The sequence below is a fragment of the Faecalicatena contorta genome, from assembly GCF_001404335.1.
Classification (GTDB): Bacteria; Bacillota; Clostridia; order Lachnospirales; family Lachnospiraceae; genus Faecalicatena; species Faecalicatena contortus_B.
This window is the reverse complement of record NZ_CYZU01000009.1, coordinates 75,953-90,406: the sequence shown is the minus strand read 5'-3', so window position 1 is coordinate 90,406 and position 14,454 is coordinate 75,953. Positions and strand designations below refer to the sequence as shown.

Annotated in this window: 21 protein-coding genes; 5 read left to right on the top strand and 16 right to left on the bottom strand. The window is 41.0% G+C overall.

All coding sequences use genetic code 11. The annotated features are described in order from the left end of the window. The first annotated feature begins 102 nt into the window (after positions 1–102). The gene (locus ARB69_RS28030; RefSeq protein ID WP_083487037.1) at positions 103–1,335 is read left to right on the top strand and encodes an Ltp family lipoprotein; all 1,233 of its coding nucleotides are present in this window, start codon (positions 103–105) and stop codon (positions 1,333–1,335) included. 105 nt (positions 1,336–1,440) lie between these two features. Here the strand turns inward: ARB69_RS28030 and ARB69_RS28445 are convergent, their stop codons facing one another. Next, positions 1,441–1,863: a YkgJ family cysteine cluster protein gene (locus tag ARB69_RS28445; RefSeq protein ID WP_055152127.1), complete on the bottom strand. Its 423-nt coding sequence runs from the start codon at positions 1,861–1,863 to the stop codon at positions 1,441–1,443. Next, complete coding sequence (locus ARB69_RS06670; protein ID WP_055152125.1) at positions 1,860–2,450, bottom strand: hypothetical protein; 591 nt, start codon at positions 2,448–2,450, stop codon at positions 1,860–1,862. Before ARB69_RS06670 ends, ARB69_RS28445 begins: the two co-directional genes overlap by 4 nt. 267 nt (positions 2,451–2,717) lie before the next feature. Between ARB69_RS06670 and ARB69_RS06665 the strand changes: the two genes are divergently transcribed. Both ARB69_RS06665 and ARB69_RS06660 read left to right on the top strand, forming a co-directional pair. Beyond that, entirely contained in the window at positions 2,718–2,936 is a 219-nt protein-coding gene (locus ARB69_RS06665; protein ID WP_055152123.1) for a hypothetical protein, read from the top strand. A 188-nt stretch (positions 2,937–3,124) separates the two neighbouring features. Next, positions 3,125–4,675, top strand: a complete 1,551-nt coding sequence (locus tag ARB69_RS06660; protein ID WP_055152121.1) for an exonuclease domain-containing protein — start codon at positions 3,125–3,127, stop codon at positions 4,673–4,675. A gap of 281 nt (positions 4,676–4,956) precedes the next feature. Here ARB69_RS06660 and ARB69_RS06655 read toward each other — a convergent pair whose 3' ends face one another. The 6 genes from ARB69_RS06655 to ARB69_RS06635 all read right to left on the bottom strand — a co-directional run bounded on the left by ARB69_RS06655 (position 4,957) and on the right by ARB69_RS06635 (position 7,352). Beyond that, positions 4,957–5,925, bottom strand: coding sequence for a LysM peptidoglycan-binding domain-containing protein (locus ARB69_RS06655; protein ID WP_055152119.1), 969 nt, complete (start codon positions 5,923–5,925; stop codon positions 4,957–4,959). A gap of 46 nt (positions 5,926–5,971) precedes the next feature. Then, a complete protein-coding gene (locus ARB69_RS06650) occupies positions 5,972–6,403 on the bottom strand; it encodes a sigma factor-like helix-turn-helix DNA-binding protein (RefSeq protein ID WP_055152117.1) in 432 nt (143 codons plus the stop codon). 86 nt (positions 6,404–6,489) lie between these two features. Beyond that, entirely contained in the window at positions 6,490–6,693 is a 204-nt protein-coding gene (locus ARB69_RS06645; RefSeq protein ID WP_050639606.1) for a hypothetical protein, read from the bottom strand. Positions 6,694–6,730: 37 nt separating this feature from the next. Then, positions 6,731–6,940, bottom strand: coding sequence for a hypothetical protein (locus ARB69_RS06640; RefSeq protein ID WP_055152111.1), 210 nt, complete (start codon positions 6,938–6,940; stop codon positions 6,731–6,733). A 2-nt stretch (positions 6,941–6,942) separates the two neighbouring features. Further along, positions 6,943–7,065 carry a hypothetical protein gene (locus tag ARB69_RS27890; RefSeq protein WP_255350406.1) on the bottom strand — a complete coding sequence of 41 codons (123 nt, stop codon included), beginning with the start codon at positions 7,063–7,065 and terminating at the stop codon, positions 6,943–6,945. Between the two features lie 80 nt (positions 7,066–7,145). Beyond that, positions 7,146–7,352 carry a toxin-antitoxin system, antitoxin component, Xre family protein gene (locus ARB69_RS06635; RefSeq protein ID WP_242857546.1) on the bottom strand — a complete coding sequence of 69 codons (207 nt, stop codon included), beginning with the start codon at positions 7,350–7,352 and terminating at the stop codon, positions 7,146–7,148. A 137-nt stretch (positions 7,353–7,489) separates the two neighbouring features. Between ARB69_RS06635 and ARB69_RS27635 the strand changes: the two genes are divergently transcribed. Both ARB69_RS27635 and ARB69_RS06625 read left to right on the top strand, forming a co-directional pair. Next, on the top strand, positions 7,490–7,807 hold the full coding sequence (locus ARB69_RS27635; protein ID WP_082202811.1) for a helix-turn-helix domain-containing protein: 318 nt from the start codon (positions 7,490–7,492) through the stop codon (positions 7,805–7,807). 55 nt (positions 7,808–7,862) lie between these two features. Further along, on the top strand, positions 7,863–8,333 hold the full coding sequence (locus ARB69_RS06625) for a hypothetical protein (protein ID WP_055152105.1): 471 nt from the start codon (positions 7,863–7,865) through the stop codon (positions 8,331–8,333). A gap of 54 nt (positions 8,334–8,387) precedes the next feature. Here ARB69_RS06625 and ARB69_RS06620 read toward each other — a convergent pair whose 3' ends face one another. The 8 genes from ARB69_RS06620 to ARB69_RS06585 form a co-directional block, all read right to left on the bottom strand. Continuing rightward, positions 8,388–8,681, bottom strand: a complete 294-nt coding sequence (locus tag ARB69_RS06620) for a phage holin family protein (protein ID WP_050639602.1) — start codon at positions 8,679–8,681, stop codon at positions 8,388–8,390. Positions 8,682–8,685: 4 nt separating this feature from the next. Further along, the gene (locus ARB69_RS06615) at positions 8,686–8,910 is read right to left on the bottom strand and encodes a hypothetical protein (RefSeq protein ID WP_050639601.1); all 225 of its coding nucleotides are present in this window, start codon (positions 8,908–8,910) and stop codon (positions 8,686–8,688) included. Positions 8,911–9,005: 95 nt separating this feature from the next. Beyond that, on the bottom strand, positions 9,006–9,602 hold the full coding sequence (locus ARB69_RS06610; protein ID WP_055152102.1) for a hypothetical protein: 597 nt from the start codon (positions 9,600–9,602) through the stop codon (positions 9,006–9,008). Positions 9,603–9,613: 11 nt separating this feature from the next. Next, positions 9,614–10,162 (bottom strand): collagen-like protein, encoded by a 549-nt coding sequence (locus ARB69_RS06605; RefSeq protein ID WP_055152099.1) that lies wholly within the window; start codon positions 10,160–10,162, stop codon positions 9,614–9,616. 13 nt (positions 10,163–10,175) lie between these two features. After that, positions 10,176–10,937: a hypothetical protein gene (locus ARB69_RS06600; RefSeq protein WP_055152095.1), complete on the bottom strand. Its 762-nt coding sequence runs from the start codon at positions 10,935–10,937 to the stop codon at positions 10,176–10,178. 13 nt (positions 10,938–10,950) lie between these two features. After that, positions 10,951–11,946 carry a phage tail tip lysozyme gene (locus ARB69_RS06595; protein ID WP_055152092.1) on the bottom strand — a complete coding sequence of 332 codons (996 nt, stop codon included), beginning with the start codon at positions 11,944–11,946 and terminating at the stop codon, positions 10,951–10,953. Continuing rightward, entirely contained in the window at positions 11,946–13,781 is a 1,836-nt protein-coding gene (locus ARB69_RS06590) for a phage tail protein (protein ID WP_055152089.1), read from the bottom strand. Before ARB69_RS06590 ends, ARB69_RS06595 begins: the two co-directional genes overlap by 1 nt. Positions 13,782–13,791: 10 nt before the next feature. Further along, on the bottom strand, positions 13,792–14,454 hold the full coding sequence (locus tag ARB69_RS06585; RefSeq protein WP_055152086.1) for a hypothetical protein: 663 nt from the start codon (positions 14,452–14,454) through the stop codon (positions 13,792–13,794).

The window sequence follows — 14,454 nt, the reverse complement described above, 5'->3', positions numbered from 1 at the left end:
TAAACAAGCAAACGCCGCCATCAAGTTTAAAGGAGAAGAATTAACACATCTGTCGTGTTTTTTCTATAATATAAACTAAGGAAAAAGAGGGAGGAATTATTTATGAAATGCAGCAAATGTGGAGCAGAAATTCCAGAAGGAGCAAAGTTTTGTACTGAGTGCGGAACAAAAATATCCGGGGATGCAGCCGTTCAAGAGACCCCGCCTGTACAACAGGAGGCAGAACAAACTTATTATACCATGGACCAAAATAATGGAAATCATCCAAAAGCAAATCCTCCGGTACCAAAAAACGCGGCTTTCAAAACATTCCGTTTGGTATTAGGAATCATTTCAATTATATTGTTTCTAATAGTCTCGCTGCAATCATGTGTTGCAGGAGCAGCAAATGCCTTAAGTTCAAATGGTGAAGTCAGTGGATCTGCCGGATTTTTATTGGCTGTATGCATGTTGATTGCCGGAATTGTTACAATATGCTTAAAGAAAAAACAAACAACAGCTGCGTATCTTGTTCCTGCCGGATTTTATATTGTCGGCGCACTTCTCGCTGCAGCAAATGTAGGAAGTTACTCTGATTTAGGAATATGGGCCGTGTTAGCATCTATATTCGGTGCACTGCATGTATTATTCATGTTCAGAAGTAAGAACACTAAGGCTTTAATCTCTATCATTGTCCCTATAGTAATTGTAGTCATCATATGCTTGTTCGTCGGAATTTCAGGATCTGGGACAAGAAATGCAGGGGATAAAACCACAAAGAATACGGAGAATAAAACGGCAAGTTCGACAGCAAAAGAAAATGAGACAGCGCCAAATGATACTGCAAAAACGCCTGAAACCAAAACAGACAGCACAGCGAAACCAGAATCCGAGCCAGAAGTTCCTGCTGAGTATAAAGCTGCATTAACAAAAGCTGCCAGTTACAGTGATATGATGTATATGTCTAAAGCCGGAATATATAACCAGCTTACTTCCGAATATGGTGAGCAATTTCCTGCAGAAGCAGCGCAGTATGCAGTGGACAATCTGAATGCTGATTGGAATGCCAATGCATTGGCAAAGGCTAAATCTTATAGCGATTCCTTGCATATGTCAAAATTAGGTATATACAACCAGCTTATCTCTGAAAATGGAGAGCAGTTCACGGCCGAAGAAGCTCAATATGCCATGGATAATTTGGAGGCTGACTGGAATGCCAACGCATTAGCAAAAGCAAAAGACTACCAGGAATCATTGGCTATGTCTGCTGAAGCTATCCGGGAACAGCTGACCTCCGAATACGGTGAACAGTTCACAGCCGAAGAAGCTGATTATGCAATTTCACATTTGAATTAATATCTGCGTTGAGAACATATTTCAGTTGAAAAAAATTACTCAAAAAAGCCGCAGCCCCATTCCCCGGGATTGCGGCTTTTTATTGAATGGAAAAACCCGTAGTATCTATACTTTAGATTCAATATTATACCCTCTCAATAATTCTAACACCAACTCCTCATCATTTTCAGCGCTATTGCTTTTAGACATTTCCTCCAGATCAAAACAAGGCATATGTTCCCATATATCCTCGTATGCAAAATAGCTGTAAGGTGCCTTCCGGCATTGTATAGGCCTGTGTTCAAATATTTCACATAAATTGTTATCAGATAAAAAAATGCATTGATTATTGATATTTTTTAGTATATATATTTTTATAACATACCCTTCACATTGGATATCATCCTTCTCACAATACTTGTGGATAAACTCTTTTTTGCTTATGTGAAGTTTATTTGATATATGTATCAGATCACTTGGATAAATAATTACAATTCTTTTTTCTAAATCCGTACTTCTACAGCACTTGCCGCATTTCCTGCAACTCATTTGGTTTCCCCATACTTTTTTACCGTTTCGTCAACCGTTTTATAATTTGAAAATGTTCCCCTGTTCCATCTCAGATCTGCTCTTTTTAAAAAGGGTATTTTTAACTTATAAACCTCATATGCCCCAAATGGATAGAATCCCTGGGATTTAGCTCTTTCTGAATTTATCTCATAGTAGGTACCTTTCATACATATATCATTAATATCATGCGAAGAGATTTTCAATGTCATAACACCATTTTGTCTCAGATCTTTACTATCTGAGCAATAGAATAAAGAAACCACATCTGTGGTGAAACCCCCTCTTCCCCGGAATGTATATCTGTTCTTTTTATGTTCTTTGTATTGTATAAGTTTAAATAGGACATCTTCCCTGTTTTGCTTAAATTGAATGATCTCAATAATATTTTCTCCCTGAAAATTATTATGGCGGGAATACCAGAGCCCGTCTATGGAGAAGCTCATAGCCCTTTTGTAAAAAAAGCTCCGTATCTTTTTATATGTCTTTCCACATATAAAACCTAACATTGAAATGATAGCAGCTATAACAATCTCATCAAGTAACTTGACTATACTCCCCCACATCATAATCAGCGCTCCTAAGTTACAAACTATTTCTTATTTTTATTGTTCTTTTCAGTTTCTTTATTTTTATCGGCAATATGTTTAATATGTTCTTTTAAAGCTTTTCCTCCGCCATCTGGCATATGATTCACCTCTCATAAAAAGATGTGGGGTTAAGGCTATACTACCACTCTTACCACTAAGAATCAATCGTGTCTTATTGATTATTTCCATATTTTTTCAGATATTTTTTATTCTTATAGCGTTATAATTATTACAGGGGTGCGTTATATGGATGAAATAAAATTATCCTTAAAAGAGGAAATCGAAAAGCAGGCACAAATAATAGAGGAAGATATATTGTATAATAAGGAAAATGAAAACCTGGAAGTTTCTGACCGGATGGAAAGCGCTCTTCTTAAGAAAATAAAACAGCTTGAAAGCGAAAAGGATACAGCTAACTCATCAAAAAACGCTGAGATACATACCTCTTTACAGGAGGATACCTAAGATAGAAAGAGACCCTGGAAATGTCTGATCCCAATATTATGGTATTCTTATTGATTTACTTTCCAGCAACTGCTATTATTAATTTATGTTGATTTATATTTATCATGCAAGCAATGTTAAGCCAAATACTTAACATCATTGTGGTGTTTTTCTCAGTGCGGGTATTGACTAAAGAGGATACTCAGGCCATGAAACAAAAATTATATGATTTTTCAGACTACATCTCTTTTGATTTAGAGACCACAGGGCGTAACTCTAAAACATGTGAAATCATTGAAATCTCAGGGATTCTTGTCCGAAATAATGAAGTCAAAGAGGAATTCAGCAGTTTAGTTAATCCAGGAATCCGTATTTCGTCAGAGATTGAAAACTTAACCGGTATTACTAATGATATGTTGTCTGCTGCTCCGTCACTGGATAATGTTCTTCCTGAATTCATTGCTTTTATTGATGATAAGCCTCTCATTGGCTATAATATTGCAAGTTTTGATCTGCACATCCTGAACAGGTTTACCGCAAAATTATTAGGAAGGTTTATCGATAATTATTACATCGATCTTTTAACATTATCCAGAAAGATGCTTCCTGAATTGAGCAGTCACAAACTCGGTGCGTTAGCATCATTCTGCCATTGCAGTGCAGTATCTGCACACCGAGCACTGTCTGACTCCCTTATGGTACACGAATGTTTTCAATATATGAAAGAACATCTGCCAGATACTATCGTCACCACTAAGCAATTCCAATACACCGATGACCGCTCAAACGCGAGAACATCTTTGCAGAAAAAAGAAAACCAGGCGCTCCACATACTACACGAATCTGTTCCAAGTGTGATTACAGATGATGCTTTAACAGAATCCTGTCATGATAAAGTTGATGCTGTAGCCGGAATGGCTTTCTGCCTTACCGGAGATTTTTCTCACGGCAGCAAGTCAGAAATCAAGGAAATCATTGAGAGCCACGGCGGGCGATGCGTCGGATCTGTTTCGGGTAAAACGGACTATGTAATTGTCGGTACCTATGGCAGCGAACAATGGGCATGCGGTAATTATGGTTCAAAAATCAAAAAAGCTATGGAATTGCAGGCAAAGGGATCTGATATCAGGATTTGCAGTGAGAAGGATCTGTTTGATATGTTAAATCTTCTGGAAAAGGAGGCGATTTCTAATACTTTTGCTGCCGTCACCTCTTTTGAAGCAGAACTTAATCAGATGCTTTTATCTATTATCCAGGAAAAAGAGCTTCCATTGAACTCTCTGCATCTGTATGCAAATCTATCGACCACGTCAAAGGAGGAAATGTCAAAGTCCATCTGCATATTCGAGCCCGAATACCCTCCGGTAAAAGATGACTGCGTGAATCCCGGAAAGAACTTCGTCGTAATGAATATTCAGATGAATGATACCATAGAACTGCTTATAAGGAATCTGCAATTTGAAAAAATACCTCTGCCGCATACCGGAAAGCGAAAAGCTGTGCCGTCAGATAAGACATTCCGACATATTATCTTTGATTATTCTGATCGATCAATCTTTGGGTATATAAAAGAAAATGTGCTGTACTGCTTAAAAAACTATCATTCCAGAGTGAGAAGTTTCGGATGCTGCAGTAAATTCATGGAATGTTCTAATGCCAAAAAGTGTATTCATGTAAATAAACTTTATGCAACTGCCTGCGCCTATAAGTATAATCTTGAGAATGGAAGGATATTTTATGGGGGTAACAAAAATATATAACTAAATAAAAAGTCGGCGCCTGCAGCTATATTTTTTGAATCCTCCGTTTGTTTGAACGCCGACTTATTTAGGCAGATTACCTTAAATATGAAAAACAAACCTGCTAAACCTCAACATATAGACAACTAACCGTGATAGCCAGTACATCGTAAAATAAGTAAATTACTTATTTTACGATGTACCAGTTATCTATTTATGTTCAAGACAAAACCAGTAGGATATCATATTAATTTTGATGTATCCGGCTCTTGCATAAGCTTTATCTAAGCCGTAAATATTTTTTATCCTATTTTAATAACCTGTCCCGGATGTATAAGATCCGGATTACCAATCCCATTTATTTGGGCCAATTTCTGGTAGGCAGTGTTGTATCTGGCTGCGATTCCAGACAGCGTATCTCCACTTTTAACAGTGTACATTTTTACAGCCGGATCTGCTGTACCGTTAATCTTCAGCTCCTGCCCTGAGTAGATTAGATCCGGATTTGAAATCCCATTCATTTGTGCCAATTGCTGATAAGTAGTTCCATATTTTTCAGCAATGCCTGACAAGGTATCTCCGCTCTTCACAGTGTATATCTGTGTTTTATGGTGTATCTCCGGTGTTGGGGCCGGTGCCGGTTTTATTGAGTTATTGCCGGAACTGCTGCCTCTTATCTCCTTTACAAAGTCTCTGTAACATAAGTTCATATCTACATTTCCGGAAATGCCTCCCACGGTTCCGACACTGCTATACTGCCAGATATCCTCTCCGATATTCGGCCGCGTTTGTGGCTGCCCATTATTGGTGCCGTAGGCAGCGCACCACTTTGTAAATCTGTTCAATTTTCCGCCAATACAATTATGAAACCAATTTAAATTTGCATAAACGCCAAACCAGTACCCCGCATCTTCGATGGCCTGCCCCATCCTGATAAAATAATCAGCTTTAAATGTAGAAAACGAAAGTCCCGGGTCCTCAATATCAATATAAAATGGAAGACTCAATTTCCGCCCGGAAAGTAATCTCTTAATATGGGCAACTTCACTCTCCAGATGGGATTCACTGTTACAGTAACTATACAGATATGCTCCATAAGGAATACCAAGCCTCTCACACTCTTTGGAATTTCTGTTCCATTGTATATCATCCTGAGATGTTGCATTATCTCCATATCCGCAGCGAATAACCGCACCGTCTATCTGGCTTTTAACAGCCTCCCAGTTAATTGTTCCCTGATGTTCACTTACGTCAATTATTTTCATACTCATTTTAATTTCCTCCACTAAAAGAACTTTAAGATGTAATGTTTCAAATCTATATAAACGATTCCTCCTGATCCTTCAAATATGTACTTATGATTTGAGAAATCCGTCCTCGGCTGTACCCTACAGACTCTCCTACTTCACGTTGTGTTTTTCCGGCCAGAAAACAGAGTTCAAAAATCTGCCGGACCATACTATCCGTCATATCTGCTATAAACTGCTCAATTCTTGTTCTTTCTTTTTCAATTTTTTCCAGACGCTTTTCTTTAATTATAATTTGTCTCTTAATCTCAACCATAGTCCCTGATTTTGTGGCAGGCTCAGGTTTGTCAGATTCTGTTTTTATAAACATGTCCTCATTACCTATTATTTTTCCTTCTGCGGCTTTGCATTCCAGATATCTATGCAGCCTGCTGATCTCCCGCTCCAGTTCCGGCTGTTCTTTTAGAAGAGCCCGGTACTGCACTAACTGCTTCTTATCCATATCGCTCCCTCCTTTCCCTCAGGCGTATCTGAAAATTCATTGTGGCAAACTGGAACAATATCCTGCACAGGCAATTTTCAGACATGCTATACGCCATATTTCTCAGCAAGATATTCGGACACGGTCTTATGTTCCAACTGTCTTCCCTGTTCCTGAAGCAATTTCCCAGCCTGATATGCCGGACGCCTGAATATATTTCCGGCTTTTGCATCCGGATTATCATTGGCCAGTCCCGCATAATGGCTTTGACGGTCTCTCCTGATTTCTTTACGGTTTCTCCTGTGTTTCATATTCTCATACTCCTTATTTTTTACTTCCATTCCAAATTTAAACTTCTATCTGATACATCCAATTACCGGCATACCACCATTCCACTAAGGTTTCTGCAAAGTCTTCCATATCTTCGCAAATACGGGCCAGATAAAAAAATGTATCCTGTTCCTGTGCACATCCATACCTGATCCTGCCGCACGCATACGCAAATGCCTCTTTATCGCTTACCTGCTTTTTATTTTGGTCATCCAGGCTTATATACATGTTTATCCCTCCTCGTACTGAATCCCAAGTATGGCACAGATAATTTTAATATCCGGATACTTTTCTTTGTCAACATATCTGGCCACCGCATCAATTAATGCTCTGTAATATTCATTATCACTCATTCAAATTTGCCTCCTTATCATCATTTGCACGTTGTTTTCAAGTTCTTACGCTTTATGTTGGTTGATTTTTATTCAACCTTTCACATAAAAAAAATTCTATCTCGTTCCAAATTGGAAAGATTAAGTATCTGTTTTACACTAACGATTTCTGAGGCCAGAAACTCTGAAATATTGTGCATTTTCATAGAAAACGCCTTATTTGTGATTCCAATCTTTTCGGAAATAAACGAAATTGAAGCGTTTGAACGGATCATCATTTCTTCCAATGCTTCCGTATCTGTCATCATGCGCCCTCCCTTTTGTTGATTTTGGTTCAACCTAAGACAAGCATACATCAAAGTTGAATTTATGTCAACTATTTAAATTGATTTTGTTGAATTTAATTCAATTTTGTGGTATCCTTCTAATATACGGAGGTGTTAGAATGGAAACCATGTACGACAGAATCAAAAAATTAAGAAATAGCTTAGGATGGTCTCAGGAAGAGCTGGCAAAAAAAGTAGGCTACGCTGATAAGACATCCATTGCTAAAATTGAAGCAGGAAAGGTGGATCTTCCACAAAGCAAAATAGTGGCTTTTTCCAGGGCGCTCAGCACAACAACATCCTATCTGATGGATGGCGAAACAAAATCTCAGCCAACTACGATTGCGGCTCATTTGGACACAGAGGATCTGACTCAGGCTGAGCTGGATGATGTTGCCACTTATATTGAATTTTTAAGAAACAGAAGAAAGTTGTAAAGTCCTGTTTATTGTACATGTTTCTTTGTATAATGTAGAAACAGGAGTTGATAAAATGAATAAATACGAAAAATTATTAAACGAAGCCTATGAAGATGGAGTCAACGTTGATGAAGATTTTCCATTCGAGGGTAAGACTTCCGGTTTATATATAGATGGGAATATAGCACTTTCGAATAAACTGGAGACTTCGGTGGAAAAAAATTGTATCATCGCGGAGGAATTAGGCCATCATCACACAACAACAGGAGACATTCTGGATCCAACAGATGCATGGAACCGCAAACAGGAACGGCAGGCAAGGCTGTGGGCTTATAATAAGCGCATCGGTCTGCAGGGTCTCATCGACGCCTATGAACACGGCTGCCAGAACTGCCACGAGACGGCTGATTATCTGGAAGTAACAGAACAGTTCCTGCAGGAATGTATCTCCAACTATACTGCTAAATATGGGGAAGGGATCGTGATCAACAATTATTACATCATGTTCATCCCTTATTTCGGTGTAGGAAAACTTGTAAAGTAAAAAGCGAAAGGAGAGCGGATACACCGCTCTCCCGATCTCCAGTAAGTCTTTGGATTATTCTTTCTTCCCTGCCTGTTTAACAATCTGATTCACATATGTACTTAGGCCTGCAACAAGTATTCCCTGCGTAACCGCTGTAAATACTGCCGTCGCCGCCTCCTGTCCGCCTGTAAGCGGGCTGCCCGCCAATACCCAGACGGCGCAAAGTACAATGCCCGCACCGCCCAATATCAGCGGAATAAATTTGTCCTTCACTGCTTGCGCACTCTTGAGCCCTAAACCAATAAAATAAAGTACAACAGCCACCACTAGCAATTCAGGTTTGACATAATTCATTATCTGCTCCATGTATTCACTCCTCTCTTTCCGCATAGAGCTCGTCCAGCCGGTGGTGTGCCGACTTTGTAGACTGCTCCACGATTATCATACGTTCCATTAGGTTATTATGTTTTTTAACTTTTTCTTCCAACTGCTCAATCCGGTATGTAGACAACTTATTCGCTGTCATGATTCCAGCTAAGCTGCCGACTAGTGTACCTATGAGTGAGCAGATGGCAACTGCGATCTCTGGTTCCATTTAAATGCTCCTTTATAATTCTGACTTCATATCACAAAGCACATAGATTTTCAATTTAAAACGATAAAAATCCCAGAATTTATACTCAACAACAATTATCTTACTCTTGCAATGAAGGTCTCATTGATATTTACACCTACGTTTGCTGCAACGGCTGCTGTAGCTTTATAGGTTACTTTACCGTCAGCATCAATGCATATCCGAAACAATCGACCTGTTGTCCCTGTTCCAAGTACGTATTTAATGATTGTATATGCAGGGCGATATGCTTCCGGCAGCGTACCAATTGTAAGCTCTGCGTCTATAGGGACATCTTTTGCCAGCAATCCAGCGCAATGTAGCTGTACAGTGCGCCCACTTACAATAACATTGGTTGTAGGGTAATAGGTGGATACAGTAAGATTAAAATTTGCAGTGTTCAAACTGCTATTCAGTTCATCTATACCAGTCTGCAGCGTTTTTCCCATTCTGCCATCAAGTACCGTATTTGCGGCTGTTGTTGTTGCATTATTTACGACAGAACAAAATGCAGCTGTCCCCAAATCTGCAAACCACTTTTTAATTTTCCCAAATATCACACTTCCCTTTTCTCCGCTTACGATATTAGTACGCGTCTCAGACTGGGTAAATGTAGCCTGGGAATCATTGATATCTCCCCGGACTTTACCGAGGTCAACTTCTCTGATTGCCATATCATCTCCTCCTATTCATAAGTAGCGATCAAATGTCCGCTTGCATTAATAGAAAACGTCGGAACAGCACCGGTATCCCCTTTCGGTCCCTGCGCTCCTGTGTCACCTTTAGGGCCTTGTGCGCCAGTAGCACCTTTTGCTCCTGTTGCGCCCGTATCGCCTTTTAGTCCCTGCGGCCCCTGAGGGCCGGTAGCACCGGTATCACCTTTTACGCCCTGCGCCCCTGTAGCGCCTTTGATATTCCCTGTTTTAGCCCAGCTTCCCGTGGATTTGCTGTAAATATCGTAATTCGCAGTGTTTAAAAAAAAGTCTCCCGTCTTCCCCTGCGTAGTTGGAGCCGTTGTTCCAAAAAGCCAGGTTGCCCCATCCGCTCCCTTGGCCCCTGCAGCCCCCTGTGGGCCGGCGGCACCCGTTGCGCCCTTTGCGCCGGCTGGCCCCTGCGGGCCTGTTGCCCCAGTATCGCCTTTTGGCCCCTGCGGCCCTATCGCGCCTGTTGCGCCTGTTTCTCCTTTCGGTCCCTGGGGGCCTATTACGCTGCCTAAATCTATTGTCTGTGCCATAATCTTTTCCTCCTTATGATAAAGTGTAAATCAGCCGTCCATCCTGTATTGTTAATGGCGGCGCTGGTTCATTGTCATTGTGTCTGAGCATCAAATGCCCTGAATCGTTCACATACATTTCGAAAATCCCGGGTGACAAGGATGTCGACACCCCCGGCATTCCTCTGGGGATTGTAAAATCAAACACTGCATCTTTGGCAGTTCCTGAATTTCTGACAATGGCCGTTGTGCCCGGTTCACCTGTTATTGTATTGCCTGCATCTACTGTTGCTGAGAACTCTCCATTTTGAGCCTTTTGTTTCATCTCCTCTGTTGTCTTTTTTGACGATTCCGTTGCTTCCTTCGACTCATCTGTTGCCGTTTCTGCCTTTGCCGTTGCCATCTCCAGCTTTTCAATACATTCGTCTATAAATGAAGATCCATTTTCCGAATTCACCGGAATAGCTGATTTTGAAATTGTTAGCGGGTGATTAAACGTAAAAATGTTTTTCTCATTCAACATCAACTGCATCTGTAGAATAGATTCTCCAACTTCTGCGGTCATCTGTGTCGTCGTATTTACTGTAACAGAGTCTTCATTCACACTAACTGCCCCTGCAGCCTGTATCGCTTTTCCTGACGGTTTCTGAATAAATACACTAGCAGTTGTGCCTGTCGGTATATCATAGTCTCTAAAATAAAAAATCAATGGAATTCCATTTGTTCCCTGAACCATCTCTATTGGTTCTTTGTATGTATTTGTAAGGACGTATACGTCCCGTTCCATGTTGTTCATAGTTTTCACCTCCTTATGCCGGGATCCACCGGACTATATACACCCCTTGCGGCACTGATCCGCCACCCGGATACCGCAGTACGCAGTTCCACGGGTAATTGTAGTATCCAGTTACCCATATTTCCTGCCCTGTCTGATCCCCCGGCTGTCCCCCGACCTCATCACCAAACTCATTTATGCTTGCCTGGACAACTTGTCCATTCCCGACCGACATCGCAGTATGGCTCTCGTGATTTAACAACACATCGCCACGTTGCACTCCTGCTCCAGTAGCCATATTGACTTCCGACGTTACATCTTGAAATCCACAAGCCGTAAATACAGCGTACATGTTCCTGGTATTTGCGGCACCATTAGACTTAACCGGAACGCCCGCGTTCTCCCACGCTTGTATAAGCAGAGACGAGCAATCATAGTCTGGTCCCCATCGGCTGCCCTGATCGTAACCATGTGCAGGATCATTCGCTATATCAACAGCCCACCGTACTGCATCCTCTATCTTCTGGCTGCCTCCGGCATACTGGTTCAGGTAATCGTACCAATAACGGGCCTGGGAACGTCTGGCAGATTCTACCTCAACTCCTGCACGTTCAAAATTTTTGAGAAACGCACTTGCGAGATATTCTGGACTCTCTGTGCTTGTTTTAAAGTTGTCCCACGATAAGGGATATCCACTGGTCGGTATCCATTGCCCCGATGACGCTGAAAGCGTATCGATCCAGATCATCTGCCCTATGGGATCCGTTATATCGTACCCATTAGCAGATGCCCAATTCGTATAGTTTGTGGCCGGAGTCCATTGTACCAGGCCGTAACCACCATAATAATTCCCATAGATTAAGTCTTGCCATATGCCGGGGTTGATATTTGACTCACTCTGCATATTGCCGCACATTCCGGCTATAACATTCAATGACCATCCCCGGGCAGCGAAAAATGTATAAATCTCCAGGGCATTACCTTGCATCTGCGGCATTGTAAGGTAGTAGTTCCCTATTGTCCATCCCATCAGAATGCACCTTCTTTCGTATTTCCACCAGATAAAATACCGCAGTGGAAGTCCAGGTAAGTACCATCCGAGAACTCTGCTCTGCCTGTCTTTCCTAATGCACCATCGACCTCTAATGTTTTTGCATTAATACGAAAACATCCCAAATCTCCCAACATGAGCACGGAAACATTTTCTCCTGCTTCGATCCGCACCCAAGAATTAGAAATCGCGAATATTCGCCCTGCAAAACTTCCGTCTTTCGCTCGTATATTGAACGCTCCTTCTGATATTTCTATACTCCTGCCATACTTGTCACTTGCGCAAACATACTTACCTTTTGCGTAAACTCCGTTTTTGTCCAATCTTACAATTTCATTTCCAGCGGAATCCATTAACCTTGCTTTCCCGTTCTGGTCATTTTCACCTCCCAAGGTTATTGATGTCCCTGACAGGCTTCCTTTGGTAATCTCAATTCCATCTTTATCCCATTTTCCAATCTGTTTTCCATCCGTTCCTACCATTTGTAACACGCCGTTTCCATTTTCCTTGCCGCCAAGCTCAAGCGTCCCGCCTTTAATTCTATCCGCCAGCATAGTCCCAGCAGTAATAAAATTAGCGACAATAGAACCATCCATCGTCATGGCCAGATCGTAAGGACCATTGTAACCATTCAACGAATGCCCAAAGCCATTCTGATTCCATCGCCAGACATTCTTAGCCTTCTCAATCTCAGGGGTATCCATTATAAGGATTTCATACGGAACATCATTCTCGTCCTTATGAAAGATTACATACCCCCCATTCACCCCCGTAATCCAGTCTGTAGCCGACGAAATAGCGTTGTTCATAACGCTCCAAAAGCCACTGTTCGGATTCGTAATTTCATTCTTTATATCTTTAACAGACTCCTGTACTTTAGGTGCCGTGCTTGATAAAGTAACAACATTCTTCTCGGGATAAAATGGGTACTCCCAATACTCAACCACCTGATAGTTTATCGAAATATTTTTGATCTCATCAATCAATTTAATCACCGAAAAGAGTGAGAAATCCTGGAAACTATACATATCAGGATTAGTCTTCGCCAAATCCACTACAGTACACTCGTATGACCGTTCGGGTATAGATGCCGTCTTTAATCTCTCTTTGGCATCGTCCAGCAAATCCTTTTTTTCCTCATATCTGTCATCCTGCCAGTATGCGCACACAACTTTATCAGAATACTGAAAGTTTTCAACATATGGCTTCCCATTATTGATATCTTCGAAAGATAAACCTTTTTTCCCATAAGCATATAACCTTGTATAAAAAGAAGTCGACTTCCCTTTGTAGTTGATCTCCCTCAAATTCAAATCGCCTGATGCGAATGCACCAAGCGGTTCAAAATTATCAAGATGATATGATGATATTCTTTTCCTTTTAACATCAAATCTGAATACCACCTTGTAGGCATCCATACATTCCATAATAATGTCGAATGCGGTATACCCGCCTTCTATAGTCTGTTCTGCTTCTGAAAATGAATGATCAAAAAATGTCCACCCGGAAGGGAGGACACCGCTAATTGTTTCATATAAGGCCGCGTTATTATTTGTGTAATTAGGATTCATGTCCGCTTTCAGCTCATCCAGATTAAGCTGGCATTTCACCTTAGCCATTTGCATTCCTGCATCAATTGCTTTTACAAGGTAAGGCTGCTCGTATTCGACTACTGCTTCCTCTATGATCTTCGGATAGTTTTCATCATGTACAGATATGTTAAATATGAGTTCGTCAATTCCAGAGGCTTTCTGTACAATATAAAAATCATCGGTGTTAATTACTGCGCCTCCATTTGATACTAATTTAAGCATTCAATCCCTCCTAAAAATATACTGGATAATAGCCAACCGTCAGTAGATCTTTGCATGTGACATTGTTTAGTCCGGGAACTAGTGATGGGAAAGCCTTCCATTCAGCCCTGTTTGCATTAGGCCCGCCATTTACAAGAATTCTTTTATTTATCCCGTCAACCGTTATTTTTTCACCCTTTTTCACTTCTGGAAATTTTACTGTCCCAACAAAATAATTGGTCCCATTCTTTCCTACGGTAACTTCCAGAATACAGTCCGTTCTGGGCAGCGTGCTTTCACAATAAACCGTATTCTTCTTAACTTCCCGATACCTCCCATGCCGAATCCCCTTAAATACATAAGTAACTTCGATCAGCTGACCAGAAGGAAATGATGCCTCCCCAATACTTTCCAGAAAAGCAAAATACATGAACCCGTCCCCAATAATGATATCGGAACGCCCAAAAGCTTCGTTCTCAAATTTAGACTTTTTCAGGGCTGCATCGTGACTGTCCTTCCCCTCAAATACAATAGGCAAGGTTAATGTCCCCAAATTATAATTATTCGCCAGAAGGGTAAAGCCCGACCTGTTCCTCCCCTGAAAATATTCATTTTCCAACTCGGGGGAAGTATAGGAATAATCCATACGGAGTTTTCCCCCGAATAAATATAATGGCTTATTATTAATCCACAT

What these genes read in the sequence shown, in the direction of transcription:
- ARB69_RS06615 (WP_050639601.1), bottom strand. Translation starts at nt 8,910, where the DNA reads ATGGAACCAGAGATCGCAGTTGCCATCTGCTCACTCATAGGTACACTA.
- ARB69_RS06655 (WP_055152119.1), bottom strand. Translation starts at nt 5,925, where the DNA reads ATGAGTATGAAAATAATTGACGTAAGTGAACATCAGGGAACAATTAAC.
- ARB69_RS06590 (WP_055152089.1), bottom strand. Translation starts at nt 13,781, where the DNA reads ATGCTTAAATTAGTATCAAATGGAGGCGCAGTAATTAACACCGATGAT.
- ARB69_RS06635 (WP_242857546.1), bottom strand. Translation starts at nt 7,352, where the DNA reads ATGATGACAGATACGGAAGCATTGGAAGAAATGATGATCCGTTCAAAC.
- ARB69_RS06660 (WP_055152121.1), top strand. Translation starts at nt 3,125, where the DNA reads ATGAAACAAAAATTATATGATTTTTCAGACTACATCTCTTTTGATTTA.
- ARB69_RS06650 (WP_055152117.1), bottom strand. Translation starts at nt 6,403, where the DNA reads ATGGATAAGAAGCAGTTAGTGCAGTACCGGGCTCTTCTAAAAGAACAG.
- ARB69_RS06665 (WP_055152123.1), top strand. Translation starts at nt 2,718, where the DNA reads ATGGATGAAATAAAATTATCCTTAAAAGAGGAAATCGAAAAGCAGGCA.
- ARB69_RS06605 (WP_055152099.1), bottom strand. Translation starts at nt 10,162, where the DNA reads ATGGCACAGACAATAGATTTAGGCAGCGTAATAGGCCCCCAGGGACCG.
- ARB69_RS06600 (WP_055152095.1), bottom strand. Translation starts at nt 10,937, where the DNA reads ATGAACAACATGGAACGGGACGTATACGTCCTTACAAATACATACAAA.
- ARB69_RS06620 (WP_050639602.1), bottom strand. Translation starts at nt 8,681, where the DNA reads ATGGAGCAGATAATGAATTATGTCAAACCTGAATTGCTAGTGGTGGCT.
- ARB69_RS27890 (WP_255350406.1), bottom strand. Translation starts at nt 7,065, where the DNA reads ATGAGTGATAATGAATATTACAGAGCATTAATTGATGCGGTGGCCAGA.
- ARB69_RS06625 (WP_055152105.1), top strand. Translation starts at nt 7,863, where the DNA reads ATGAATAAATACGAAAAATTATTAAACGAAGCCTATGAAGATGGAGTC.
- ARB69_RS06585 (WP_055152086.1), bottom strand. Translation starts at nt 14,454, where the DNA reads ATGTGGATTAATAATAAGCCATTATATTTATTCGGGGGAAAACTCCGT.
- ARB69_RS06670 (WP_055152125.1), bottom strand. Translation starts at nt 2,450, where the DNA reads ATGATGTGGGGGAGTATAGTCAAGTTACTTGATGAGATTGTTATAGCT.
- ARB69_RS06640 (WP_055152111.1), bottom strand. Translation starts at nt 6,940, where the DNA reads ATGTATATAAGCCTGGATGACCAAAATAAAAAGCAGGTAAGCGATAAA.
- ARB69_RS28030 (WP_083487037.1), top strand. Translation starts at nt 103, where the DNA reads ATGAAATGCAGCAAATGTGGAGCAGAAATTCCAGAAGGAGCAAAGTTT.
- ARB69_RS06610 (WP_055152102.1), bottom strand. Translation starts at nt 9,602, where the DNA reads ATGGCAATCAGAGAAGTTGACCTCGGTAAAGTCCGGGGAGATATCAAT.
- ARB69_RS27635 (WP_082202811.1), top strand. Translation starts at nt 7,490, where the DNA reads ATGGAAACCATGTACGACAGAATCAAAAAATTAAGAAATAGCTTAGGA.
- ARB69_RS06645 (WP_050639606.1), bottom strand. Translation starts at nt 6,693, where the DNA reads ATGAAACACAGGAGAAACCGTAAAGAAATCAGGAGAGACCGTCAAAGC.
- ARB69_RS28445 (WP_055152127.1), bottom strand. Translation starts at nt 1,863, where the DNA reads ATGAGTTGCAGGAAATGCGGCAAGTGCTGTAGAAGTACGGATTTAGAA.
- ARB69_RS06595 (WP_055152092.1), bottom strand. Translation starts at nt 11,946, where the DNA reads ATGGGATGGACAATAGGGAACTACTACCTTACAATGCCGCAGATGCAA.